Source organism: Falsiruegeria litorea R37, from assembly GCF_900172225.1.
Taxonomy (GTDB): Bacteria; Pseudomonadota; Alphaproteobacteria; order Rhodobacterales; family Rhodobacteraceae; genus Falsiruegeria; species Falsiruegeria litorea.
Window position 1 is genome coordinate 2,308,953 of the sequence record NZ_FWFO01000001.1, and the last position, 25,518, is coordinate 2,334,470.

The window sequence follows — 25,518 nt, forward strand, 5'->3', positions numbered from 1 at the left end:
GGCCCTGCCCCTGTTGTTACCTACCAGATTTAGTGTTGCGCGTGCTGGTTCAGATAATCGTGCAAATCGTCCGAGGCTGCTGCTTGCGCGCTCGACAACACAACACTGCCCTCCAACATCGCCTCTTTCATGTTCGGCAACTCATGCGCGATGCCCTTGTGGCAATCGATGCAGGTCTTTTCACCGGTGAACAAAAGCCGCTCGTGGAAGTCGGCCGCGCGCGGACTTTGCCGGGTGATGTCCATCGACTCGGCCGAATGGCAGTTGCGGCATTCCAGCGAATCGTTGGCCTTGAGCCGCGCCCATTCGTGCTGTGCCAGTTCCAATCGCTTCGCGACAAACTTCTCTCGCGTGTTGATGGTACCGAAAATCTTGCCCCAGACTTCTTTGCTGGCCTGCATCTTGCGCGCGATCTTTGGCGTCCATTCATGCGGCACGTGGCAATCGGGGCACGTGGCTCGCACGCCCGAGCGGTTGGAATAGTGAATGGTCGTCTTCAGCTCGGCAAAGACGTTGTCGCGCATTTCGTGACAGCCGGTGCAGAAGGTTTCGGTATTGGTCAGCTCAAGCGCGGTGTTGAACCCGCCCCAAAAGATGATCCCCATAAGGAAGCCGCCCATCGTCAGCCCGCCCAAGCTGTAGTGGACGCTGGGGCGCCTTATGGTGCCCCAGAGTTTGCGCAGGAAACCCAACATCAGTCGCTGCTCCCTTTGTTTTTCTCGACATATTCAAGCACGCTGTCGATGTCGACAAAGCCGTTCTCGACCAGCGCGCGCGCCTCGACCTGCACCACGTGGCATTGGTTGCAGAAATACCGGCGCGGCGTGACCGAGGCGAGGAACTGATTGTCCCGGCTCATGAAATGCGTGATCGAGATCATCGGCGCCTGGCTCACCTCTACCGCGGTGCGGCTGTGGCACTGCATGCATTGGTTGGCGTTCAGGTCGATCTGATAGCCGTCGATCTTGTGCGGGATCAGCGGCGGCTGCTCGGGATAGTTGCGCACCTGGCGCAGGTCCGAATTCACCACCTTGGCAATCGCGGGCGGTTCGGCGTTGTCCGCCAACGGCGTGCCCGAGCGCAGGGTGGCCACGTGCTCTTGGGCAAAGGCGGCTCCGGCAAAGGTGATGACGGCTGCGGCAATCCAAATGTTGCGTGTCATGATCAGGCCCCCACTGGTACGACTTTGACCGCACACTTTTTAAAGTCGGTCTGTTTCGACAGCGGATCGGTGGCATCCAGCGTGACCTTGTTGATCAGCTGGCGCGCATCGAACCAGGGCACAAAGATCAGCCCCTTGGGCGGTTTGTTGCGCCCGCGCGTTTCAACCCGGCTCAGGATATGCCCACGCCGCGATTCCACCTTGACCGAAGAACCCCGTCGGACCCCCATCGCCTCGGCATCATCGGGATGCATGTACACCAGCGCATCCGGGATCGCCTTGTGCAGTTCCGGCACCCGCTGGGTCATAGAACCCGAATGCCAATGTTCCAGCACGCGGCCAGTGGACAGCCAGAACGGGTATTCTTCGTCGGGCTGTTCGGGGGCCGGTTCAAACGGCAGCGCAAAGATGATCGCTTTGCCGTCCTTGTGACCGTAGAACTCAAAATCGCTTCCCGCGGTGACATAAGGATCGGACCCTTCCTTGAAGCGCCACTTGGTCTCTTTTCCGTCGACGACAGGCCACCGCAGACCGCGCACCTCGTGATACGTATCAAAGGGTGCCAGATCATGCGCCTTGCCGCGTCCGAATTCAGCATATTCCTCGAACAGGCCCTTCTGGATGTAGAACCCGAAATCCTGCGCCTCGTGGTTGGCGTATTCGTCCGAGGTTTGATCCAGCGGATAGGAATCCACCTTGCCGTTGGCATAAAGCACTTCGTAAAGCGTTTTGCCCTTATAGTCGGGGTTGGCATCGAGCAACTCGGCGGGCCAAACCTCATCCGTGGTGAAGCGTTTCGAAAACTCGACCAGCTGCCACAGGTCCGATTTGGATTCGCCGGGTGCATCGACCAGCTGATGCCAGAACTGCGTCCGACGTTCAGCGTTGCCATATGCGCCTTCTTTCTCGACCCACATGGCAGCAGGCAAGATCAGATCGGCGGCTTCGGCCGTCACGGTCGGATAAGCATCCGACACCACGATGAAGTTGTCAGGGTTGCGATAACCCGGCAGCCCCTCCTCCATCATGTTGGGCGCGGCCTGCATGTTGTTGTTCACCTGCACCCAATAGCAGTTGATGTTGCCATCCTTCAGGTCGCGGTTCTGTTTCACGGCGTGCGAGCCCACCCAATCCGGCACGCCACCCTCGGGCAGCTTCCAGATCTTTTCGGCCTTCTTGCGGTGATCGGGGTTGTTCACAACCATGTCGGCCGGCAGACGGTGCGAGAATGTTCCGACCTCGCGCGCCGTGCCACAGGCCGAGGGCTGCCCCGTCAACGAGAAGGGAGAGTTGCCGGGGGTCGAGATTTTGCCGGTCAACAGGTGCAGGTTGTAGATCATGTTGTTGACCCAGACACCGCGCGTGTGCTGGTTCACGCCCATGGTCCACAGCGACATGACCTTGGTGTTGGGATCGGCATAGAGCTTGGCGATCTTTTCCAGCGCCTCTTTCGACACGCCCGACATCTCATGCGCCTTATCGAGCGTATAGGGCTTCACAAACTCGGCGAATTCTTCGAACGACATGGGTTCGGATTTGCCGCTATCGGGGTTTGCGGCGGCCTGTTGCAGCGGGTTTTCGGGGCGCAGACCGTAACCGATATCCTGCGCACCTTTCTTGAAGTTGACGTGCTTGGACACGAAGTCTTTGTTCACCGCATCGTTTTCGATGATGTAGTTGGCGATGTAGTTCAGGATCGCCAGATCGGTCTGGGGTTCAAAGATCGCCGGAATGTCCGCCAGATCAAAGCTGCGGTGGGTAAAGGTCGACAACACTGCGACCTGAACATGAGGGTGACTGAACCGGCGGTCTGCGATACGCGTCCACAGGATCGGGTGCATCTCGGCCATGTTCGAGCCCCAGAGCACAAAGGCGTCCGCGTTCTCGAAATCGTCATAACAGCCCATCGGCTCGTCAATGCCAAAGGTCCGCATGAAGCCCACAACCGCACTCGCCATGCAATGGCGCGCGTTGGGGTCGATGTTGTTCGAGCGGAACCCGGCCTTCATCAGCTTGGACGCAGCGTATCCTTCCCACACGGTCCACTGGCCCGAGCCGAACATGCCGATGCCCTTGGGCCCCTTCTCTTTCAACGTGGCCTTCCACTTGTCGGCCATGATGTCGAACGCCTCATCCCAGCTGACCGGTTCAAACGCGCCATCCTTGTGAAAGACGCCGTCTTTCTTGCGCAGCAAGGGCTGGGTCAGCCGGTCTTGACCGTACATAATCTTGGACAGGAAATAGCCTTTGACGCAGTTAAGGCCCCGGTTCACCTCAGCTTCGGCATCACCGTGGCTGGCCACCACACGGCCGGCCTTGGTCGCGACCATGATAGAACAGCCCGTCCCGCAAAATCTGCAAGGCGCCTTGGACCATTTCAAATCGGTAAGCTGTGCATCCGTGACCAGGTTTTGCGCGGCTGCCGGTATCGGTAGCCCCGCCGCCGCCGCCGCGGCCGCAACGGCCTGGGCTTTGATGACTTCGCGTCGTGACAAGTTAGGCATTTCAATCTCCCCGATTTAAAGACCTTGTTCTTTTTGGTGATAGACCAGAGCCACGCTGACCACGCCGTCGAGCAGGCTCAATGAATTCATGTGTTCGACGATCACCGCTTCGCTGTCCGTCTCCAGCGTGACGATGATCTTTCCGGTGTCGTCCGTCATGGCGACTTCGGCGCCGTCATGTGTCAGAACCCGTGCGCAAACCGCATCCAGGTTGGCCGGATCCGCCCTGAGTAGCAGGCTCGAGATATGGACCTCATCCTTCATGGGCGTAATCTCCAAGAGTTATGGCATCCGTTGGGCAAAGCGGCAGGCAAGCGCCACATCCGGTACAGGCATCCTGATTGATCGCGATACGCCCCACGGGCCGCACGCGCAGATCCAGACGCAAGGCGGATTGGTCACAAACATCAGTACAAAGCTGGCACCCGATCCCTATTGAAAGCATGCAGCCATCCGAAATCTGCGCGGCCAAGGTCCACGGGCACGCGTCGGTGCTCGAAAAAACCGGTTCAGGGCAAGCTTCGGCGCAGGCCTTGCAGAATGTGCAGGCCCCTGCGGAAAAGTCCACAACCGGCGTATTGGCAGGCCCCGGCTTCAGAATCGCCTCGGGGCAAGAATCGATACAGCGGCTGCAACTTGTGCAGTCTGATTTGATCGTGGCCTCGCTGGACCAAGGCGGTCGAATTCCAACCGACCGACCCGTTAGCGCCTTGCGAAAGCTGGGTGAACGAGTCTGAGTGGACATTTTCTCTTCCTAGCCGGTGGGCGGCCCGTAAAACATTTGCAGGATCCAAACGAAAAAGCCCCATCCGCCAACAATCGCGACCGAAAGCGCCGGAGCGAGAACAACAGCAAGTATCAAGAAAGCAGTGCGCTCGCTCGACTTGGTCGGCTGCGCGGGATCTTCGTGGAAGTCCGGAGTATCTGACATAACACCTTAACCTCTTCGAATATATTAAGTTGAGAGTACAACGAGGCCGGTAGATGTCAAAGCTTTTGACAACCACACGAACCAGCCCCGATGCGGGTTCAACTTGCATTGCGTTCCTGCGATCAGCTGCACCACTGCGGGCAATGTCCTCTCGCCGACTCAACGAATGCATGAGTTCCAAGATCAGCGATTTGACATGGATCAAGTGTTCAAATTGCGAACAACACATTCACTTTCGTGAACGGAATTGCATAAACCCCCGCCGTTTCAGACGAGGGATGCAATTCAAAACTTGTGTAGTTGAGAAAAGTGGTCGGGGCGGCGAGATTCGAACTCACGACCCCCTGTACCCAAAACAGGTGCGCTACCAGACTGCGCCACGCCCCGGACCGTGCGCCTTCCTAGCGGGGTTGATCTGATTTGAAAAGCCCTAACAAGGCCAAGCAGCGGGTCCATTTGAAAAAACTTTGTGGCGCAGAACAGTCCCGTTGGAAATTCCATAGCGCGCAGCCAATCCAGCATTGATTTCCAACACGGAATAGACCTGATCGCCGCCCGGAATTGGCGTCTCATCCCCCGGAATAGCCCCCTGATGCACATGGGTTACCGTGCCCGTGCGATCAACAAAGATCATATCCAGGGGAATCAACGTGTTCTTCATCCAGAACGCCACACGCTGAGGGTGTTCAAAGACGAACAGCATCCCCGCACGCGCAGGAAGATGCTCGCGGAACATCAATCCCCGCGACCGTTCTTCGGGGGTTTGGGCCAACTCAATGGAAAAGCGAATCTCGGCTTGGTCGTTCTTGAGGGTGACGGCATCCGCCTGACACGTTGCTGCAACCGATGATACGGCGCCGACAAACATGAACATCACCAGCGCCACAACTCGGTAAAACAACGCTTAGTCCTCGTCTTGGGTTACTGCCACTTCCCAGGCCAGCACTTCGGCCGCCATCCGGCCGCGTTTACCGTCAATCACACGCATGGCCAAAGCTTCGCCTGGTTGCAAGTCAGCCAAACCTGACTGGCGCAGCACTTCGATATGCAGAAATACGTCTTCGGAACGTCCAAAGACATTGGCAAAACCGAACCCTTTGCCTTTGTCGAACCACTTTACCCGCGCCGGTTCCAATTCAGCGCTTTCCATCACCTCTGCGTCGAGCTCGGCAAAGTCTGCCAAAACACTCGCTTCCCCGCGCTCTGGCGGCGCAATCGAAATCACTTCGACAGCTTGAACACCGCGTTCCGTGCGATGGGTCACGATCTCGATCTGGGCACCGTCAGCAACAGAACTTTGCCCAAAATTGCGCAGGACGTTCACATGTAACAGAATGTCTGGACCGCCATCGTTCGAGACAACGAAGCCGTACCCTTTTGCAGGGTCAAACCATTTCACGTGACCTTGCACGTGGTACATACTGCTTAGATCTTCAGCCACTGCTCTTCCATTGCGGAGTGTTAGTTAACGGTATTTCAGACCCTTGATGTGCCGGATTTTGCATCCGAAATTCAAGCGAAAAAAGATGTTTAAAAACAACACCTTGCATTTCACGACACGTGAACATCATGGATTTAGGCGCTGCACTTGCCATATTTCATCCGAATTCTCTCTGACCCATGCGAACCTGTCATGCAGTCGAAACGCACCATCGGCCCAAAACTCGATATGGCTCGGCCGCAATCTGTAGCCGCCCCAGAAGGGTGGCCGCGCCGGATTGGTTCCATGTTTCGCTGTAACCTTGGCCACTTCGGCCACAAGCGTCGCACGACTGCTAAGCGGTCTTGACTGTTTTGATGCCCAAGCCCCCAAACGGCTTTTGAGGGATCTCGAGGCGTAATAGGCATCGGCTTGCGGGCCATCTTCGCGTGTGATTTCGCCTCGAACGCGTATTTGACGTCTAAGCGATTTCCAATGCATCACGAACCCGGCTTTTCCGGCGGAATCCAGCTCAATTCCCTTTGCGCTGTCATAGTTGGTATAGAATACAAAGGCGTCGTCTTCAATTTCCTTGAGCAACACCATACGCACATTGGGCAACCCGTCAGGGTCCACTGTCGCCAGGGCAATCGCATTGGGGTCGTTGGGTTCCGCCCCCTCTGCCTCGGCCAGCCAACGGCGCGCAATTGCAAACGGGTCTTTGCCCGCAAAGATGCCTTCGCGATCAGTCATTCCATCCCCATATTCCATCTAAGTTTGACACTAGGCCCAACCTATCCGTCCGGCAAGCCCTGCCCGCACTCTTGAAGCCGACAATTCAATCGCCTAAACCGAACGGCACACAACGCGACGTTAGGCGGAGAACCAAACATGTCAAATCAGCTGATGGCCGGAAAGCGTGGCCTCATCATGGGACTGGCGAATGACAAATCCATCGCGTGGGGTATCGCCAAAGCGCTCGCCGACGCTGGTGCCGAGTTGGCCTTTTCATATCAAGGGGATGCGCTGAAAAAGCGTGTGGACCCGCTGGCCGCCCAATTGGGCAGTGAAATCGTATTGCCCTGCGATGTCAGTGACGAGGCGTCGATCGACGGCCTGTTTGATGCGCTTCAGGAAAAGTGGGGCAAACTGGACTTCATCGTTCACGCCATCGGCTTCTCGGACAAAAACGAGCTGCGCGGTCGCTATGTCGACACCAGCCGGGGCAATTTCCAGCTGACCATGGACATCTCGGTCTATTCCTTCACCGCCGTTGCGGCGCGTGCGGAAAAGATGATGTCCGAAGGTGGCTCGATGCTGACGCTTACCTATTACGGCGCCGAGCAGGTTATGCCGCATTACAATGTGATGGGTGTTGCCAAAGCCGCGCTTGAGGCTTCGGTGAAATACTTGGCCGAAGATCTGGGCAAGGACGGTATCCGCGTCAACGCCATCTCGGCCGGCCCCATCAAGACACTGGCCGCCAGCGGCATCGGCGATTTCCGCTACATCATGAAGTGGAATGAATACAACTCTCCCCTGCGCCGCAACGTGACCATCGACGACGTGGGCAATTCGGCGCTCTATCTTCTGTCGGACCTGAGCGCCGGTGTCACCGGAGAGAACCTGCACGTTGACGCGGGTTATCACGTGGTCGGCATGAAAGCGGTCGACGCCCCCGACATCGCAAAGTAAGCGCCAGATGACGCTCGCCGCTTTCCTTGCAACCTGGATGGTCTGCCTGTTGGCAGCCGTCGCACCCGGCCCCGCTGTCCTGATGGCGGCGCGGGTGGGTCTGACCGAAGGCTTCAGAACCGGTCTGGCCGTTGCGGCGGGTATCGGCATGGGCGCGGTTACGTGGGCTCTGGCCGCATTGTTCGGCCTTTCGCTCTTGTTTGATTACGCTCCGATGTTGCTGACCCTGTTCAAGATCGGCGGCGCGCTGTTTCTGATCTGGATGGCGTTCAAGATGTGGCGACATGCCGATGACCCAATTGCCGAAGCCGACCCAAATGCCACTCCGCGCACACTATGGGGCGCCTTCCGGCTGGGCCTGCTGACGCAGTATTCCAACCCAAAGCCCGCGATCTTCTTTGGTGCGGTCTTTGTAGGCATGATCCCGGCCGCAACACCGGCCTGGACCTTGGCCTTGCTACTGGTCTGCATTTTCCTTGGAGAAACGCTCTGGACGGCCTTTGTAGCGCGGCTTTTCTCACTTGAGAAAACGCGTCGTTTCTATATGACCGTCAAACACCTGATTGACCGCGTCTTTGGGGGGCTCCTGGCCCTGCTCGGCATCAAGATCGCCGCGACCTGACGCCAACTGACCATGCGGAGAGCCGCCATATGACCGACCGTCTGCCACACGAAAAAGGGTTTCACATCAGCTGGGACCAAATCCACCGCGACAGCCGCGCCCTGGCGTGGCGCCTGGACGGTCAAGGCCCTGAGGAAGGCGGCTGGCGCGCAATCGTTGCGATCACACGCGGCGGCCTGGCCCCCGCGATGATCATCGCGCGCGAACTGGACATCCGCACCGTCGACACCATCAGCGTCAAATCCTACCACCATCAGGATCAGGGCGTGGCTCAGGTGCTGAAATCCCCCGACGCCGAGTTGATGGGCGATGGAGAGGGCATCCTGGTCATCGACGATCTCGTCGACAGCGGCAAAACCCTGGAACTGGTGCGCGAGCTGTTCCCAAAGGCGCATTTTGCCACAGTGTATGCCAAGCCCAAAGGCCGCCCCATGGTCGACACCTTCATCACCGAGGTGAGCCAGGACACTTGGATCTTCTTCCCGTGGGACATGGCGCTGCAATACGTCGAACCCTATCGCGGCACCGACTGATCCAAACCGCCGCTTTGGTGCGGTCAGGCCGCATACCCGAAAATCAAAGCGCGCTGCCGTTTTTTTGGATTGGCGGCACATAATTTGACAACAGGATCACCAAGATGACCCAGAGCCGTACCGCGACCACCTTTGCCCCTCCGGTGATGGAGGCGCGCCGGTGGCTTGAAGGTGTCACGTTCACGGCGGACCGTCCGCTGATCAACGTCAGTCAGGCGGCGCCGGTTGATCCGCCGCCACAGCCCCTGCGACAGGCGATGGCCGATTTTGCACTCACCGAAGACAGCGCGCATCTTTACGGGCCTGTGTTGGGCAATGATGATTTGCGAGCGGGGCTCGCGCACGAGATCTCTGATCATTACGCCGCCTCCGTGCGCGCCGATCAGGTCGCGATCACCTCGGGTTGCAATCAGGCCTTTGCCTGCACCATCTCGGCACTGACCACGGAAGGGGATGAGGTTATCCTGCCAACCCCTTGGTATTTCAACCACAAAATGTGGCTCGACATGGCAGGCGTGACCGCCGTGCCGTTGACCACCGGCCCCGATTTGTTGCCTGACCCGGCGCAGGCTGAGGCGCTGATCACCCCGCGAACGCGGGCAATTTCACTTGTCACGCCCAACAACCCTGGTGGGGTTGAATACCCCGCAGATCTGGTCCAAGCCTTCTTTGATCTGGCCCGCAAACACGGGATACGCCTGCTGCTGGACGAGACCTACCGCGACTTTGACAGCCGCGAAGGCGCGCCACATCCGCTGTTCTCCCAACCCGATTGGGATGACACGCTGGTCCACCTCTATTCCTTTTCCAAGGCTTACCGGCTGACCGGTCACCGGGTTGGCGCGCTGGCGACCAGCCCCGCGCTGCTGTCCGAGATCGAAAAGTTCCTGGACACCGTCGCCATCTGCCCCGGCCAGATCGGCCAGCATGCCGCCCTGTGGGGGATGGAAAATCTGGGCGAATGGCTGGCGGGGGAACGCCAGGAAATTCTGGACCGCCGCGCGGCCATTACTGACGGCATGCCTGCGCTCGAAGCCAAGGGATGGAAGCTGTTGGGTCTTGGCGCATATTTTGCTTACCTCGAACATCCCTTTGATCTGCCGTCCGACGAATTGGCCCGCAAACTGGTGCCCGAGGCGGGCGTTCTGCTGCTGCCCGGCACCATGTTCATGCCCGAGGGCGACACCGCCGGAACACGTCAGGTCCGGGTGGCCTTTGCCAATCTCGATCGAGCCGGGATCGGGCAGCTCTTCGAGCGTCTGAGCAGCCTGACACTCTGATCCCGTTCGGCCCTTGCCCACCGGCACGGGCCATCGTAGACAAGGCGTCGATCAACACGGCGGAAAAAGCCGAAACAGGGGGCGAACCATGGCCGCAGGCGTCAAAAGTCTATCGAAAACCTTTGTCTGGATCCTGATGGGCCTGCTGATGCTGGGTCTTGCGGGTTTTGGCGCGACCAACCTGACCGGCACCGTGCGCACCGTCGCCACAGTTGGCACCCAATCCGTCAGCGTCGATGACTATGCCCGCGAGTTGCAGCGCGAGATCCGCGCCGTCGAGGCGCAAACCGGTCAAACCCTGCCGATGTCGCAGGCACGCGAACTGGGCATCGACCGGATTGCGCTTGCGAACCTGGTCAACCTAGCGTCGCTCGACAACGAAGTGGCAGAACTGGGCGTGTCGATCGGCGACACGAACTTGCAGCAGGAAATCCTCGAAGTGCCTGCGTTTCAGGGTGTCGATGGCACCTTTGACCGCGAAGGGTATCGCTTTGCGCTCGAACAGGCGGGCCTGAGCGAGGCTGAGTTCGAAGAAGACCTGCGTCGCGAATCCGCCCGTACGCTGGTTCAGGGCGCGATCATGGAAGGCGTCGAAATGCCCGGCACCATGACCGACCTGATCATCGACTATGTCTATGCCCGCCGCAGCTTTACCGTGGCCACCGTGTCGGCCGATGCCCTGGCCACCCCGGTTCCAGCCCCGACCGACACGCAGCTGCAAACTTATTATGACGAAAACACCGAGCAGTTCACCCTGCCCGAGACCAAGCGCCTGACCTATGCCCTGCTCTCGCCCGAGATGCTGCTGGATCAGGTCGAGCTGGATGATGCATCTGTCCGCCGCCTGTTCGAAGAGCGCGAAGCCCAGTACAACCAGCCGGAACGCCGTCTGGTCGAGCAACTGGCCTTCAACAACGAAGCTGCCGCCTTGGACGCCAAGGCCCAGCTTGAGGTTGGTGGCACCACCTTTGAACGTCTGGTCGAGGACCGTGAACTGTCGCTGGCCGATGTGGACCTGGGCGATAAGGCGATTGGTGAACTGGGCGAAGCAGGCGAGGCAGTCTTTGCCGCCGAAGTTGGCGATGTGGTCGGCCCCCTTCCCTCACCGCTTGGGCCCGCGCTCTACCGTGTGAACGGCACGCTGGCTGCGCGCGTCACCGCATTCGAAAACGTCGAAGCCGAGTTGCGCGATGAACTGGCGGCTGAACGCGCCCGCCGTCTGATCGAGGCGCAGGCCGAGGATATCAACGACCTGCTCGCTGGTGGCGCCACACTTGAGGAACTGACCGGCGAGACCGACATGACCGTGGGCGAGATCGACTGGACCACCGAGAGCTCGGACGGTGTCGCTGCCTATGCCGGGTTCCGGGATGCGGCTCAGGCCGTGCGCGATGGCGATTTCCCCGAGATTGGCTTTCTCGAAGACGGCTCGATCTTTGCCTTGCGCCTGAACGAGGTTCTGCCGCCGCGTCCCGAACCGCTGGACAGCGCGCGCGACCGTGTGGCTGCCGCCTGGACCGCGACTGAGACCAACACTGCCCTGCAATCTCAGGCTGACAGTGTTCTGGCAACGCTGGTGACCGAAGGCGATTTTGCCGCCACCGGCCTGCCCACACGGGTTGAAAACGGCCTGACCCGCACCGCCTTTCTTGACGGCGTTCCGGTCGACTTTATGAATCAGGTGTTCGTGATGGAACCCGGCGAGTTGCGCGTGATCGCAGGCCAAGGTCGCGCCTTTGTCGTGCGTCTGGACGACATCCTGCCCGCCGAAGAGACAGCTGAGTTGCAACAAACGCAGGCCGCCGTTGCCACACAGATGAACCAGGCCCTGTCCCGCAACCTATTTGACGTCTACGTCCGCGACGCTCAGACCCGCGCCCAGCCGACACTGGATCAGCGCGCTCTGAATGCGGTGCAGGCCAACTTTCAATAAGAGCTAGATCATGGCCCTGACCCCCGATTATGACAGCTTTGCCCGCGCCTATGAGGCGGGTGAAAATCAGGTTGTCTATACCCGACTGGCCGCCGATCTGGACACGCCGGTGTCGTTGATGCTCAAGCTGACAGGCGCTCAGAAAGACGCGTTCATGCTGGAATCGGTCACGGGAGGCGAGGTGCGCGGGCGCTATTCCATCATCGGGATGAAGCCGGACCTGATCTGGCGCTGTCATGGGGAACAATCGGTGCTCAATCGCTCGGCTCGTTTTGACGCGGATGATTTCACGCCGCAAGACGGCGACCCGATGGCGAACCTGCGGGCGCTGCTGGCCGAAAGCCGGATTGACCTGCCCGATGATCTGCCCCAAGCCGCCGCCGGTCTGTTTGGCTATCTGGGCTATGACATGGTGCGCCTGGTGGAGCACCTGCCGGACGTGAACCCCGACCCGCTTGGCCTGCCCGATGCGGTGATGATGCGCCCCTCGGTTGTGGCGGTTCTGGACGGGGTCAAGGGTGAGGTCACCGTGGTGTCCCCCGCTTGGGTCAGCGACGGGCAGTCGGCCAAAGCCGCCTATGCCCAAGCCGCGGAACGTGTGATGGACGCGGTGCGCGATCTGGAACGCGCCATGCCTGCTGAGACCCGCGATCTGGGTGATGCGCGCGAAGTGGCGGAACCGGTCAGCAATTTCACCAAATCCGGCTATATGGAAGCGGTTGAAAAGGCCAAGGACTACATCCGCGCAGGCGACATCTTTCAGGTGGTCCCGGCACAGCGCTGGACGCAGGACTTCCCCCTGCCACCCTTCGCACTGTACCGCTCGCTGCGGCGCACCAACCCCTCGCCCTTTATGTTCTATTTCAACTTCGGCGGTTTTCAGGTCGTAGGCGCCAGCCCCGAGATCCTGGTCCGCGTCTTTGGGGATGAGGTCACGATCCGCCCGATCGCAGGCACCCGCCCACGCGGTGCAACGCCCGAGGAAGATCGCGCGTTGGAGGCTGATCTGCTGGCCGACAAAAAGGAACTGGCCGAGCACCTGATGCTGCTGGATCTGGGCCGCAACGACACCGGTCGGGTGGCCAAGATCGGCACCGTGCGCCCGACCGAGCAGTTCATCATCGAACGCTATAGCCACGTGATGCACATCGTGTCCAACGTTGTGGGCGAACTGGCCGAGGACAAAGACGCGCTCGATGCCTTCTTTGCCGGCATGCCCGCAGGCACCGTCTCGGGCGCGCCCAAGGTTCGCGCGATGGAGATCATCGACGAGCTGGAGCCGGAAAAGCGCGGCGTCTATGGCGGCGGTGTGGGGTATTTCAGCGCCGGTGGCGACATGGACATGTGCATCGCCCTGCGCACGGCCGTGGTGCAGGACCAAAAGCTCTACATTCAGGCAGGCGGAGGAGTTGTCTATGACAGCGACCCCGAGGCCGAATACATGGAGACGGTCCACAAATCCAACGCCATCCGACGCGCAGCGGCAGATGCAGCGCGGTTCACCGGTAACGGGAACCGGTAACGGCGTCACAGGCCAGAAAAAGAGAGCCCGGCCCCGCCCGGGCTTTTTCTTTGCCCGCTGGCGCTTATCCGCCAACCACAAAACAACCGTTACAATATACTGATATAGTCTCAGCATGACACCCGGCTCATCCCGAGTCGGGTTTTTCGTTTCAAAAGACCATTCGCTGAAAGAGGTTCGTCATGTCACGTCTCATGCTGTCCCGCCGCCAATTCCTGGGCACCACTGCCGGGTTCATTGCCCTCCACCCCTTCTCGGCCCGCGCCGCCTCCAATCAGGCGCATCTGCGGATCATGGAGACGACCGACCTGCACGTGCATGTCTTTCCCTATGACTATTACGCGGACAAACCGCGTGACACCGTAGGGCTGGCGCGCACCGCATCGATCATCAAGGAGATCCGGGATGAGGCGACAAATTCGGTCCTGATCGACAATGGCGACTTTCTGCAGGGCAACCCGATGGGCGATTACATCGCCTATGAGCGTGGGATGAAAGAGGGTGACATGCACCCGGTGATCACCGCGATGAACACCGTTGGATTTGATGCCTCGACCTTGGGCAATCACGAATTCAACTACGGCCTCGATTTCCTGATGAAATCGCTGGCGGGTGCCGATTTCCCGGTGGTCAGCGCCAATGTGGCACTGGAACAGGGCAGCGATCCGACCAAGGACAAGACGCTGATCAAGCCCTATGTCATCCTCGACCGCGAGGTAACCGATGGTGCGGGCGCCACACACCCGATCAAGATCGGCCTGATCGGCTTTGTGCCGCCGCAGATCATGAACTGGGACCGCCGCCATCTGGAAGGCAAAGTGCAGGCGCGCGATATTGTTGAGGCCGCGCAGGCCTTTGTGCCCGAGATGAAAGAACAGGGCTGCGACCTGATCATCGCGCTCAGCCATTCGGGTATCGGTGAGGCTGAACACAGCGACGGTATGGAAAATGCCAGTGTGCCACTGGCCGCAATCGACGGGATCGACGCGGTTTTGACCGGTCACCATCACCGTGTCTTCCCCTCGTCTGCTTATGACGGCATGGCGGCTGTTGACACCGCCAAGGGCACCATCCACGGCAAACCGGCGGCCATGGGCGGCTTTTGGGGATCACATTTGGGTCTGATCGACCTGATGCTGGAACGCTCAGGGGGTGAGTGGAAGATCGTAAGCCATTCGGCCGAGGCGCGCCCGATCTCAAAACGCAATGAAGACCGCTCGATCACTGCACTTGTTGAAAGCCAGCAGGATGTGTTGGATTCCGTACAGGCCGATCATGACGCCACGCTGGCCTATGTGCGCCGCGCCGTTGGCAAGACCGACGCACCGCTGCATTCCTATTTTGCGCTGGTGGCGGATGATCCGTCGGTACAGATCGTGTCGATCGCACAGCTTTGGTACATCGAACAGATGCTCAAGGGCACCGAATACGAAGGGCTGCCGATCCTGTCGGCAGCTGCGCCGTTCAAGGCCGGTGGTCGTGGTGGGCCAGAGTATTTCACCGATGTGCCCAAGGGCGATGTGGCAATCAAGAACGTCTCGGACCTCTACCTTTATCCCAACACCGCGCGCGCGGTGCTGGTGACCGGGCAGCAGGTCAAGGATTGGCTGGAACGGTCAGCAGGCATGTTCAATCAGGTGGAACCCGGCAAGGCGGATCAGGTGCTGCTGAACCCCGAATTCCCCAGCTACAACTTTGATGTGATCGACGGGGTGACCTATCAGATCGACCTGAGCCAGCCGTCCAGGTTCACCCCCAAGGGCGAAATGGCCAACCCGGACGCCAGTCGTATTGTCAATTTACAGTTTGGAGGTCAGCCCCTTGACCTGAAAGCAAAATTCGTGATCGCGACGAACAACTATCGCGCAGGCGGCGGTGGCAAATTCCCCGGCGCCATGGGTGACACAGTGATCTTCGAAGGCCCCGATACGAACCGCGACGTTATCGTGCGGTATATCGTTGAAAACGGCACCATCAGCCCAAAGGCCGACGCCAATTGGTCCTTTGCGCCATTGGCTGGCACCTCGGTCTTGTTCGACACCGGTCCCAAGGCTGCAGAATATGCTGACGAGGTCAAAGGCGTCACAATCGAACCTGCAGGCGAAGGCCCGGACGGCTTTGCCCGGTTCCGTATTCAGCTGTAATAGGCTGGACGCAAGCCGCTGCTGCGCGGACACAGGAGCAAACAGCCCGCCGTGGGACGGTGGGCTGTCATCTCAGGTGGCGAAACAAAATCGTGCGCCTCAGCCTCCTCTTCTACCCGCTCATTGCTTCGGGCCAGCCTTGCGCTTGCAACCTGCACCGGTCAGCGAGTTCCACAGGCCACGCGCGTGCGCAACCGCTTCGGGGTCGATGCCGTCGAACATGGATGTCAAGCGGCCGGTCTTTTCCACTCCATCATCATCAGATATGGCATGGCTTCATACGCAGCCGAACGCTCGGCCGACCCTCCGTTCGGCCGGGGTTCATCAAAGAACTTCAAATTCAGCTTCAGAGACAAAAAGTCGACATGTATCGTGACATGGGCCGGTGCCAGTTCTGGATGCGCAGCCCATCCCACTCCAACCAGACCTTTTCCTCTGTCAGATAACGTCCCAAAGGCAGCAGTTTCCAGCCCGTGTCGCCACAAACCCTTTTCCGACAACCGCGCCACAGGTCGAAAAACTCGACAGGTTGGCGATCATAGACAGACAAGACGCCACCAGATCAAAGCTCTGATCCTCGCAGGGCACAGCCACGACGGAACCGAGGCGATGGCCGCCTGCACGGTCTCGATCACACACCGCTTGCACCATGACCTCAACCGGATCGACACCGACCGTCTGCATCCCGATCTCACCCAGAATCCTGCAAAGGCGCCCCTCGCCACACCCAACGTCCAATTCCTGTTCAGGATTCGCGGCCCGCACCCTCTTTTACATCGAGGCATCCAGCGCATGCTGACGCGAGAAATCGCCCGTGCCCCCCATGCGCCTGATCCATGCAGGGGCAGAAAAAGACCATCCAATCTCATCTGAATCACGCATGGGTTTGCCCCTGGCAAACTAGAAAAAAATCAATTTGGACAAAGGCTTTTGTCGTTCAGTGGCGAATTGTCCCTTGAATCGAACCGCCTGCCAAACGTCAACACCGCTTGCGTGCTGCGGTACCGCGCCGAGCCGCAGGCGAGGCGCCCGGCCCAACGGAGCAAGGGCCCATCAGGGCACGCCGCGAGGGCGGGAGCACCCCCGCCTCACGCCTCGGCCTTCTTCTCCCACCGGCCCGACTCTTCTGACCAGTACTGCGCCTTGCAACCCTCGTCCGTCAGCGCTTTCCACTGTCCGCGCGCATGTTGAACCGCCTCAGGGTCGGTGCCGTCGAACAGGATACAGACCCGGTCCAGCGCCTCGACCTCTTCGGCTGCGACCTGCGCGCCATCAACCGCCATCACACAGGTGGCCCCGTTGGGGGCCTCTGCCTGGGTGGTCAGCAGGACCGGTTGCAGCGCGTCATGCGCGCCGCCCGCCAGCCCGTGTGGCAGGAACCCATCATCCGGCCCCAGCCACAGTTTCTCATCCAGCCATTCCAGCCGCCCGGGATCGCCCCCACGAACGGCAATCTTCCACCCCGCCTGACGGGCCTTGCCCAACAGAATGGGCAAGGTCATCTCAAGCGGGTTGCGCGTCAGGTGATAGAAATAGGCGGCTCCCATGCGGTTTACTCGAAATGGTCTTGAACCAGACGGCTCAGCGCCATCACGCCCCAACCGGTCGCGCCTTTGGGGGCATAATCCGTGTCGGATTTGACCGAGGCGACACCTGCGATGTCCAGGTGGATCCAGGGCGTCTCGTCTTTGACAAACCGCTGCAGGAATTGCGCCGCTGTGATGGATCCTGCGGGCCGTCCGCCCACGTTCTTCATATCGGCAATGCGGGATTTCAGCTGATAATCATAGGCCTGCCCCAAAGGCATCCGCCAGGCGCCTTCGTTTTCGTTGCCTGCCGCCTTGAGGAAAGCATTACACAGCGCGTCGTCGTTCGAGAAAACACCAGCATTTTCATGGCCCAACCCGATGATGATCGCACCGGTCAGAGTGGCCAGGTCGATCATGCCCGCCGGGTTGAACCGGTCTTGCGCGTACCACATCACATCGCACAGAACCAAACGACCCTCGGCGTCGGTGTTGATGATCTCGACCGTATCGCCCTTCATCGATTTGACCACATCGCCCGGACGGGTGGCATTGCCCGAGGGCATGTTCTCGACCAGCCCGACCAGACCCACCACATTGGCCTTGGCCTTGCGCAAGGCCAGCGCGCGCATGGCCCCTGCCACAACACCTGCACCACCCATGTCCATGGTCATGTCTTCCATGCCGCCCGCTGGTTTCAGCGAGATGCCACCGGTGTCAAACACCACGCCCTTGCCGACCAGGGCCAGCGGTGCGGCGTCCTTGTCGCCACCTTTCCAATGCATGACGACCACTTTGGACGGGCTGTCCGAACCTTGGCCTACACTGAGCAGCGTGCGCATGCCCAGTTCCGCCAGCTTGTCCTCGTCCAAGACTTCGACCTCAAGGCCGATCGCCTCCATCTCTTTCAGACGGTCGGCAAACTCACTGGTGGTCAGCACGTTTGCAGGTTCGTTGACCAGATCGCGGGTCATGTGCACGCCTTCGGCCACGGCGCGCAGCGGGCCATAGGCGGTTTCGACCTCTTCATGTTTGGTATGCGCGATGGTCACGGCGCCCGCCGGATCGCTATCAGCCGACTTATGCGCGTCAAAGCTGTAGGCTCGCAGGGTCAGACCCATGGCGACCTCTTGCGCGCGCACTTGGCTGCCCGCCATCAGTGTCAACGGTGCGGTTCCAACCGTTTTGGCCAAGGCTGCGCCTGCCTTGCGCGCCTCAGTGGCATCCGCGCGGCGCGGCAGCACCAGCACATCCAGCGCCTCGGCCGCCATGCCCGCAGGCCAGGCCAGAGAGATCACCTGCCCCGGCTTTGCCTTTTCGAACCGTTCGCTTTCAACAAGGCGCGCCACTGCACCCTTTGTCAGGCGGTTGGCACGGCGCGCGGCCGGGTCCAGCTTGCCCTCGGGTGGGAGGATGATCGCCACGCGCCCCTCTGCCGTGGCGATGGTGTCCAGGTCGACGGGCTGAAAACGGATCTCGGTCAGGCTGCTCATTTGGGGCTCCTCTCAACATGTGGTTAGGCAACAGGTAGCCTGCCCACTGCATCTTGACCAGATAGCAGTTTTCCCCGGCCACCGAATCCATTAGAGTTGCCGGAAAATAACTTGGCAGGCTCCGGGGGGATCGCAGTGTCACGATACGACAGATACGTCCTGTCGCAATTTCTGCTGTTCTTCGGCTTCTTTGCACTGATTCTTGTTGCGGTCTTCTGGATCAACCGGGCGGTTGTTCTGTTCGACAAGCTGATCGGCGACGGTCAGTCGGCATTTGTGTTCCTGGAGTTTACCGCCCTCACCCTGCCCAATCTGATCCGCATGGTGCTGCCGATGGCGGCTTTTGCGGCTTCGGTCTATGTCACCAACCGGCTCAACAACGACAGCGAGCTGACGGTGATGCAGGCCACCGGATCAAGTCCCTGGCGACTGGCGCGGCCGGCGCTTGTCTTTGGTCTGATCTCGGCCACGATGATGAGTATTCTGACCCATGTTCTGTTGCCCGCCTCGATCAACCAGCTGGCCCTGCGCGAGGCCGAAGTGGCCCGCAACGTCACCGCGCGCCTGCTGAGCGAAGGGAGCTTCCTGCACCCTGCCCCCGGCGTGACCTTCTACATTCGTCAGATCGACGCCGACGGTACCTTGAACGATGTCTTCCTTTCGGATCGGCGCGACCCGGAACAAACCGTCATCTACACTGGCGCGCGGGCCTTTCTGGTGCGCAACGGCGAACAGAGCAATCTGATCATGGTGGATGGCCTGGCGCAGCGGATGGACACGAACAGCAACCAGCTCTCGACCACAGTCTTTGCCGATTTTTCCTATGACATCAGCTCTTTGATCAAGCAGGACGCCACCCGCAAACGCAACATCCGCGCCATCCCCACGCTCGAATTGATCCAGGACCCCGGCCAGATCACCGAGGATGAGGGCTATACCCCTGGTCAGCTGTCCGAAGAGTTGCACCTGCGCTTTGCCCGTGCGTTGATCTGCGTGGCCGTGACGTTGATCGGCTATTCGTCATTGATGCTGGGCGGGTTTTCCCGGTTTGGCGTCTGGCGACAGGCCCTGTTGGCCTTTGTCATGCTGGTGTTCCTAGAGGTGCTGCGCGGCGTCATGTCGGACCCGGTTTTGCAAAATGCTGATCTCTGGCCGCTGATATATCTGCCAACGCTCGTTGGTATCGGCATCGCATGCCTGTTCATGCAATTCGCCTCGCGCCCCCTGTCGCTGCTGTTCAGGCGCTCCCCCAAGACGGAGGCGGTGCCATGATCCTGGATCGCTATTTCGCCCGCCGTTTCGTGCAAAGCTTTCTGGTTATCGGGGCTGTGTTCCTGACGCTGATCCTGCTCATTGACCTGATCGAGCAGCTGCGCCGATTCGAAGGTGTCGACGTCAGCTTTGGCCAGCTCTTCAGCCTGACGTTGCTGAACGCCCCTGCCGCGATCAGTGAAATCCTGCCTCTGCTGATGATCCTTTCGACCATCGTGCTGTTTGTGGGTCTTGCTCGCAGTTCCGAGCTGGTTGTGACCCGCGCCATCGGACGCTCGGGTATTCGGGCCCTGGTGGCCCCAGTTGCTGTGGCGCTGATCATCGGTGGTCTTGCCGTCACAACACTGAACCCCATCGTTGCAGCCACAGCTGAACGCTATCAACGACTGGCAGACACCTATCGCACCGGCGGTCCGTCTGTTCTGTCTCTCAGCGGCGAGGGGTTGTGGCTGCGTCAGGGCAGCTCCGAGGGGCAATCGGTGATCCATGCGACCGGGTTCGGTGGCGATGGCATCACCCTTTTTGGTGTGACAATCCTGAGTTATGCAAAGGACGGCGGCCCGACCCAGCAGATCATGGCAGACAGCGCACAGCTGCAGGATGACACATGGGTTCTGAACAAGGTAAAGATCTGGCCACTGACCTCGGGTCTGAACCCCGAATCCAATGCAGAAGAATATGAAACCATCAAACTGCCCACGACCCTTACCCAAGACCGTATCCGCGACAGCCTGGGGCGTCGCGAGAGCATCTCGATCTACGATTTGCCGGAAATGATCACACAACTCAAACAGGCCGGCTTTTCGACCAAACAACATGAGGTCTGGCTGCAGGTAGAGCTGGCACGCCCCCTGTTCCTCGTATCGATGGTTCTGGTCGGCGCAGCATTCACCATGCGTCATGCGCGGTTCGGGGGAACCGGCGTGGCGGTGTTGGCCGCGGTTTTGTTGGGCTTTTCGCTCTACTTCATTCGCAACTTTGCCCAGATCCTGGGTGAGAACGGCCAAATCCCGGTGACCCTGGCCGCCTGGGCTCCGCCGATTGCGGCGATCATGCTAACGCTTGGCCTTCTGCTGCATGCGGAGGACGGATGATGCGCCATCTACTCCCTGCACTTCTGACCAGCGCTGCCCTGATTGTGCCATTGAGCAGTCAGGCCCAGACCGCAGCTACAGACCAGACCCAGGAAGAGGTTCAGCCCGCAATTCTGGTTGCGGATACGGTGTTTATCACACCCGATCGCCAGCTGATCGCCGAAGGAAACGTCGAGGCGTTTCAAGGCGACATGCGCCTGCGGGCGCGCAAGATCACCTTTGATCGCGAAAGTGGCAAGCTGACAGTCGAAGGACCGATCCGTATCGACCAGGGCGGCAAAGCGACCGTTTTGGCAAATGCCGCCGAGCTGGACGAGGGGTTGCAGAACGGACTGCTGTCAGGTGCGCGACTGGTGTTTGATCAACAACTGCAATTGGCAGCCTTGCAGATGACCCGGGTCGGCGGACGGTATACGCAGCTTTACAAAACCGCCGTAACCTCATGTCATGTTTGCGAAAATGGCAAACCTCCGCTGTGGCAAATCCGAGCCAAGAAGGTTACGCACGACCAGTTGGAACAACAGCTTTACTTTGAAGAAGCGCAGTTCCGAGTTCTGGACGTGCCGATTTTTTACTTTCCGGGCATCCGCCTGCCTGACCCGAACCTGAAGCGCGCGACCGGGTTTCTGATCCCGTCGGTGCGCACCACCTCGCAGTTGGGAACCGGGATCAAGGTGCCCTATTTCTTCAAGCTCGGTGATCACGCCGACTTGACGGTATCACCATATATCTCGTCGAAGACGAACACGCTTGATCTACGCTATCGGCAAGCGTTCAAACGAGGCAGGATCGAAATCGAAGGCGCTTACACGCGCGACGATCTGGTTCAGAATGAAGACCGCGGCTATGTTTTCGCCTTTGGTCAGTTCGACCTCGACAACGCTTTCAAACTGGAATTCGACGTACGCACGGCCTCGGACAACGCCTATTTGGCTGACTATGGCCTGCCTGACCTGGACCGTCTGCGCAGCGAAGTCTCGCTCAGCCGGATCAAACGCGATACCGCTCTGCGGATCGGTTACATCCATTATGAAACACTGCGCGACAGTGAACGCGAAGACGAGATCCCTTCGGAAATCGTCGATATCAACTACCAAAAGCGGTTCTTCCCTTCCTGGCTCGGGGGCGAGGTCCGCCTGACTTTCGACGGGCACGCCCACCAAAGAACCTCTAACGTCGACATAGTCGGGCGTGACGTTGGACGCGCGACCGCCGATGTGGAATGGATGCGCAGTTGGACCTTTTCGCAGGGATTGCGGGCGGACTGGCGCATGGGCGCCTCGGCCGATGGGTTCAACACCTACAACGACACAAGCTTTCAGTCTCGCGCAACCATAACCACACCTCGCGCGGCGCTGACACTACGCTATCCTATGACCCGAGCCATGGGCGACGGCTCTACACATTTCCTTGAACCCATCGCCCAGTTCAGCTGGTCCAAAGTTTCCGGCCCGACAGTGCCCAACGACGAAAGTGGGTTTGTCGAGTTCGATCAGGGCAACCTTTTGGAGCTGTCCCGTTTCCCATCCCCTGACCGGCGCGAAGAAGGTGCATCCGCTGTCGTGGGCTTGAACTGGGCCCGTTATGCTCCGGCGGGTTGGCAAGCCTCGGCCACAGTGGGCCAAGTGTTCCGTGAAACCGCCGATCCCGATTTTTCGAAAACATCCGGTCTGAGCGGCACATCATCGGACATCTTGTTGGCAGGTCAGGTTAAATTGGACCGAGGCCTTGCCCTGACCGCGCGCGGTCTACTCAACAACTCGCTCAATTTCTCCAAGGCAGAGCTGCGCGGAGATTGGTCAAGCGAACGGACAGGAATTTCCGGATCGTACTTGTGGCTGGGCCGTGATCCGGCAGAAAACCGCACTTTGGCCGTTTCCGAATTTTGGTTCGATGGCAACTACAAGGTCAATCCAAATTGGACCGCTTCAGCCAACCTGCGGTACGATATCGAAGACAGCCGCGCCACGCGTGCGGGTGTTGGCTTGGTCTATCAAAATGAATGCGTAACGGTTAACCTCACGCTCAACAGGCGCTATACCTCTTCGACAAGTGTTGAACCGTCGACTGATTTCGGCTTTAGCATTGCGTTGAACGGGTTCGCGGTGGCGAGCGGAAATAAAGAATACAGGCGATCATGCAGAAAATCCTGACCCCCTTGATGGGCCCACTGAGCAGAGTTCTTCGTCAATGGTCCAAGCCGGTTGGACTTTTGGCGACCGTCGGCATGCTGGGCTTGGCACCGGTTCAGGCCACGTCGCAAAGCCTGTTCGCCCCGGCTATTCGCGTCAATCAAGAGGTCATCACCCGGTTCGAATTGGAACAGCGCGAGCTGTTCCTTCAGATCCTGCGCTTTCCCGGAAATCCGGCCGAAGTGGCCCGCAAGGGGTTGATCGAAGATCGCCTGCGTCAGCAGGTCATGAAAGAAGCAGGTCTTGATATTCCGCCCGAGGATGTTCAGCAGGGCATCGATCAATTCGCCTCGCAGGGCAATCTGTCACCCGAAGAATTCATCCAGGCTTTGGGGCAAGCGGGCGTATCCGAGGAAACCGTGCGGGATTTCATCACTGTACAGCTTGCCTGGCGCGATTATGTCTCGGCCCGTTTTCTGTCACGCGCCCGCCCGACCGAGGCCGAAATCGACCGGGCCTTGGGTCGCGGTGGCGGCGGTGGCATCCAGGTGCTTTTGTCCGAAGTGATCATCCCCGTAACTCCGCAAACCGTGGACCAGGTGGATGAAGTTGCTCAACAGATCGCTTCGCTGAAAACCTATGACGATTTCTCGGCCGCGGCGACACAGTTCTCGGCGTCAGACACCCGTAACAATGGCGGACGGATGAATTGGCTATCGGTGAGCAGCCTGCCTCCGGCGCTGCAACCGATCATTCTGGGTCTGAACCCGGGCGAAATCACCGATCCCATTGCTCTGCCCAATGCCGTCGCACTGTTCCAGATGCGTGGGATTCAAGAGATTGCAACCGGCGCGCCGCGCTACAGCAGCATCGAATATGCCACGTATTTCCTGTCCGGCGGACGCACGCCGGAAACGCTTGCAACCGCGGGGCAGATCGCGCGCTATGTTGACAGCTGCGATGACCTTTATGGCGTGGCCAAGGGACAACCCGAAAGCGTGCTGGATCGCGTGACAGCAAAGCCGTCCGAAATCCCGCAAGACATCGCGTTGGAATTGGCCAAATTGGATCCGGGCGAGACCTCGAGCGCACTTACGCGCAACAATGGCCAGACGTTGGTGTTCCTGATGCTGTGCAACCGCACTGCAGATCTGGCCCAGGATGCCAGCCGCGAAGAGGTGGCCAACGCCCTGACCCAGCAGCGCCTTCAGTCCTTTGCCGAAAGCTTGCTGGCGCAGCTCAAGGCCGACGCCATCATCGAAGAATGAGCCGTCCCATCGCGCTTAGCTGTGGCGATCCTTCGGGCATCGGCCCCGAGATCGCTGTTGCCGCATGGGATCGTCTCCGCCAAGACTGTTCGTTTGTATGGCTCGGCGATCCGCGCCATCTGCCTTCTGACACGCCCTACCAAGTCGTGACGGACGTCTCGGATGCGGTCGAAATATCGGTCACGGCCTTGCCGGTTCTTGAGATCCCTTTTGCAGCGCCTGCCGACCCTGGAAACCCGTCCCCGGACAACGCAGTCGGCGTCATTAAAGCGATCGAAACGGGCGTGCAGCTTGTCACCTCGGGCCAAGCCTCGGCCCTGTGCACGGCCCCGATTCACAAAAAGGCCCTAATCGACGGCGCCGGGTTTGCCTATCCTGGCCATACCGAGTTTCTGGCGGCCCTCGCGGGTGTCGATCGTGTCGTCATGATGCTGGCCAGCGAACAGCTGCGCGTCGTGCCTGCCACCATTCACATTGCATTAAGCGACGTGCCAAAGGTTCTGACACCCGACCTGCTGCGCGAAACGATCTCGATCACGGCCAACGGGCTGCGACGTCAGTTTGGCATCGCTCACCCCAGGATCGCAGTCGCTGGCCTGAACCCGCACGCAGGTGAAGGCGGGGCAATGGGACAGGAAGAAGGCGACTGGATCACTGCGCTGGTACAAGCACTGGGTCAGAACGACGACCTGACAGTGACAGGCCCACATCCTGCCGACACCCTGTTTCATGAAAGCGCCCGTGCCCGCTATGACGCCGCCGTGTGCATGTATCACGATCAGGCCCTGATCCCGATCAAGACGCTGGATTTCGACCGGGGCGTCAATGTCACCCTGGGTTTGCCGTTCATCCGCACCTCGCCCGATCATGGCACCGCCTTTGACATTGCAGGCCAGGGCATCGCCAACCCAACCTCGCTGATCGAGGCGCTGAAAATGGCACAACGCATGGCCGGAAGCGTCTGAATTCGCGACATGGGCTGGAAAG

General features: G+C 59.5%; 24 protein-coding genes and 1 tRNA gene. 12 read left to right on the forward strand and 13 right to left on the reverse strand.

Annotation, left to right across the window (positions count from 1 at the left end; translation table 11 throughout):
* Nucleotides 1-29: 29 nt before the first annotated feature.
* The 10 genes from TRL7639_RS11200 to pdxH all read right to left on the reverse strand — a co-directional run bounded on the left by TRL7639_RS11200 (nucleotide 30) and on the right by pdxH (nucleotide 6,770).
* Nucleotides 30-695: a cytochrome c3 family protein gene (locus TRL7639_RS11200; RefSeq protein ID WP_085795749.1), complete on the reverse strand. Its 666-nt coding sequence runs from the start codon at nucleotides 693-695 to the stop codon at nucleotides 30-32.
* A complete protein-coding gene (locus TRL7639_RS11205) occupies nucleotides 695-1,162 on the reverse strand; it encodes a nitrate reductase cytochrome c-type subunit (RefSeq protein WP_085795750.1) in 468 nt (155 codons plus the stop codon). The genes TRL7639_RS11200 and TRL7639_RS11205 overlap by 1 nt, the downstream gene beginning before the upstream one ends.
* 2 nt (nucleotides 1,163-1,164) lie before the next feature.
* Complete coding sequence (napA, locus tag TRL7639_RS11210) at nucleotides 1,165-3,666, reverse strand: periplasmic nitrate reductase subunit alpha (protein ID WP_085795751.1); 2,502 nt, start codon at nucleotides 3,664-3,666, stop codon at nucleotides 1,165-1,167.
* A 15-nt stretch (nucleotides 3,667-3,681) separates the two neighbouring features.
* On the reverse strand, nucleotides 3,682-3,930 hold the full coding sequence (locus TRL7639_RS11215; RefSeq protein ID WP_085795752.1) for a chaperone NapD: 249 nt from the start codon (nucleotides 3,928-3,930) through the stop codon (nucleotides 3,682-3,684).
* Entirely contained in the window at nucleotides 3,920-4,411 is a 492-nt protein-coding gene (gene napF / locus TRL7639_RS23565) for a ferredoxin-type protein NapF (RefSeq protein WP_085795753.1), read from the reverse strand. The genes TRL7639_RS11215 and napF overlap by 11 nt, the downstream gene beginning before the upstream one ends.
* Before the next feature lie 9 nt (nucleotides 4,412-4,420).
* Complete coding sequence (locus tag TRL7639_RS11225) at nucleotides 4,421-4,597, reverse strand: periplasmic nitrate reductase, NapE protein (RefSeq protein ID WP_085795754.1); 177 nt, start codon at nucleotides 4,595-4,597, stop codon at nucleotides 4,421-4,423.
* Between the two features lie 310 nt (nucleotides 4,598-4,907).
* A tRNA-Pro gene (locus TRL7639_RS11230) sits at nucleotides 4,908-4,984 on the reverse strand.
* 43 nt (nucleotides 4,985-5,027) lie between these two features.
* Nucleotides 5,028-5,471, reverse strand: coding sequence for a DUF192 domain-containing protein (locus TRL7639_RS11235; RefSeq protein ID WP_085796384.1), 444 nt, complete (start codon nucleotides 5,469-5,471; stop codon nucleotides 5,028-5,030).
* Nucleotides 5,472-5,501: 30 nt separating this feature from the next.
* Nucleotides 5,502-6,038 (reverse strand): cold-shock protein, encoded by a 537-nt coding sequence (locus tag TRL7639_RS11240; RefSeq protein WP_085795755.1) that lies wholly within the window; start codon nucleotides 6,036-6,038, stop codon nucleotides 5,502-5,504.
* Between the two features lie 126 nt (nucleotides 6,039-6,164).
* Nucleotides 6,165-6,770, reverse strand: coding sequence for a pyridoxamine 5'-phosphate oxidase (pdxH, locus tag TRL7639_RS11245; protein WP_085796385.1), 606 nt, complete (start codon nucleotides 6,768-6,770; stop codon nucleotides 6,165-6,167).
* 138 nt (nucleotides 6,771-6,908) lie between these two features.
* Between pdxH and fabI the strand changes: the two genes are divergently transcribed.
* The 7 genes from fabI to TRL7639_RS11280 all read left to right on the forward strand — a co-directional run bounded on the left by fabI (nucleotide 6,909) and on the right by TRL7639_RS11280 (nucleotide 15,746).
* On the forward strand, nucleotides 6,909-7,712 hold the full coding sequence (gene fabI, locus TRL7639_RS11250) for an enoyl-ACP reductase FabI (RefSeq protein WP_085795756.1): 804 nt from the start codon (nucleotides 6,909-6,911) through the stop codon (nucleotides 7,710-7,712).
* Nucleotides 7,713-7,719: 7 nt separating this feature from the next.
* Entirely contained in the window at nucleotides 7,720-8,334 is a 615-nt protein-coding gene (locus TRL7639_RS11255; protein ID WP_085795757.1) for a LysE family translocator, read from the forward strand.
* Between the two features lie 29 nt (nucleotides 8,335-8,363).
* Nucleotides 8,364-8,867 carry a xanthine phosphoribosyltransferase gene (gene gpt, locus TRL7639_RS11260; protein WP_085795758.1) on the forward strand — a complete coding sequence of 168 codons (504 nt, stop codon included), beginning with the start codon at nucleotides 8,364-8,366 and terminating at the stop codon, nucleotides 8,865-8,867.
* A gap of 104 nt (nucleotides 8,868-8,971) precedes the next feature.
* Nucleotides 8,972-10,147, forward strand: coding sequence for an aminotransferase (locus TRL7639_RS11265; protein WP_085795759.1), 1,176 nt, complete (start codon nucleotides 8,972-8,974; stop codon nucleotides 10,145-10,147).
* A gap of 88 nt (nucleotides 10,148-10,235) precedes the next feature.
* A complete protein-coding gene (locus tag TRL7639_RS11270) occupies nucleotides 10,236-12,080 on the forward strand; it encodes a peptidyl-prolyl cis-trans isomerase (protein WP_085795760.1) in 1,845 nt (614 codons plus the stop codon).
* 10 nt (nucleotides 12,081-12,090) lie between these two features.
* Nucleotides 12,091-13,602, forward strand: coding sequence for an anthranilate synthase component I (gene trpE / locus TRL7639_RS11275; RefSeq protein WP_085795761.1), 1,512 nt, complete (start codon nucleotides 12,091-12,093; stop codon nucleotides 13,600-13,602).
* Between the two features lie 182 nt (nucleotides 13,603-13,784).
* Complete coding sequence (locus TRL7639_RS11280) at nucleotides 13,785-15,746, forward strand: bifunctional 2',3'-cyclic-nucleotide 2'-phosphodiesterase/3'-nucleotidase (RefSeq protein WP_085795762.1); 1,962 nt, start codon at nucleotides 13,785-13,787, stop codon at nucleotides 15,744-15,746.
* A gap of 438 nt (nucleotides 15,747-16,184) precedes the next feature.
* Here the strand turns inward: TRL7639_RS11280 and TRL7639_RS11290 are convergent, their stop codons facing one another.
* The 3 genes from TRL7639_RS11290 to TRL7639_RS11300 all read right to left on the reverse strand — a co-directional run bounded on the left by TRL7639_RS11290 (nucleotide 16,185) and on the right by TRL7639_RS11300 (nucleotide 18,765).
* On the reverse strand, nucleotides 16,185-16,511 hold the full coding sequence (locus TRL7639_RS11290) for a class I SAM-dependent methyltransferase (protein ID WP_085795764.1): 327 nt from the start codon (nucleotides 16,509-16,511) through the stop codon (nucleotides 16,185-16,187).
* A 323-nt stretch (nucleotides 16,512-16,834) separates the two neighbouring features.
* Nucleotides 16,835-17,293, reverse strand: coding sequence for a DNA polymerase III subunit chi (locus TRL7639_RS11295; protein WP_085795765.1), 459 nt, complete (start codon nucleotides 17,291-17,293; stop codon nucleotides 16,835-16,837).
* Between the two features lie 5 nt (nucleotides 17,294-17,298).
* A complete protein-coding gene (locus TRL7639_RS11300) occupies nucleotides 17,299-18,765 on the reverse strand; it encodes a leucyl aminopeptidase (RefSeq protein ID WP_085795766.1) in 1,467 nt (488 codons plus the stop codon).
* Between the two features lie 135 nt (nucleotides 18,766-18,900).
* Here TRL7639_RS11300 and lptF point away from each other — a divergent pair, with 135 nt between their 5' ends.
* From lptF to pdxA, 5 genes are read left to right on the forward strand one after another with little or no spacing between them, the layout of a single operon-like run.
* Nucleotides 18,901-20,037, forward strand: a complete 1,137-nt coding sequence (lptF, locus tag TRL7639_RS11305) for an LPS export ABC transporter permease LptF (protein WP_085796386.1) — start codon at nucleotides 18,901-18,903, stop codon at nucleotides 20,035-20,037.
* Nucleotides 20,034-21,131, forward strand: coding sequence for an LPS export ABC transporter permease LptG (gene lptG / locus TRL7639_RS11310; RefSeq protein ID WP_085795767.1), 1,098 nt, complete (start codon nucleotides 20,034-20,036; stop codon nucleotides 21,129-21,131). Before lptF ends, lptG begins: the two co-directional genes overlap by 4 nt.
* Nucleotides 21,131-23,284: an LPS-assembly protein LptD gene (locus TRL7639_RS11315; protein ID WP_085796387.1), complete on the forward strand. Its 2,154-nt coding sequence runs from the start codon at nucleotides 21,131-21,133 to the stop codon at nucleotides 23,282-23,284. Before lptG ends, TRL7639_RS11315 begins: the two co-directional genes overlap by 1 nt.
* A complete protein-coding gene (locus tag TRL7639_RS11320) occupies nucleotides 23,269-24,531 on the forward strand; it encodes a peptidylprolyl isomerase (protein ID WP_085795768.1) in 1,263 nt (420 codons plus the stop codon). The genes TRL7639_RS11315 and TRL7639_RS11320 overlap by 16 nt, the downstream gene beginning before the upstream one ends.
* Complete coding sequence (gene pdxA / locus TRL7639_RS11325; protein ID WP_085795769.1) at nucleotides 24,528-25,496, forward strand: 4-hydroxythreonine-4-phosphate dehydrogenase PdxA; 969 nt, start codon at nucleotides 24,528-24,530, stop codon at nucleotides 25,494-25,496. The genes TRL7639_RS11320 and pdxA overlap by 4 nt, the downstream gene beginning before the upstream one ends.
* Nucleotides 25,497-25,518: the final 22 nt, after the last annotated feature.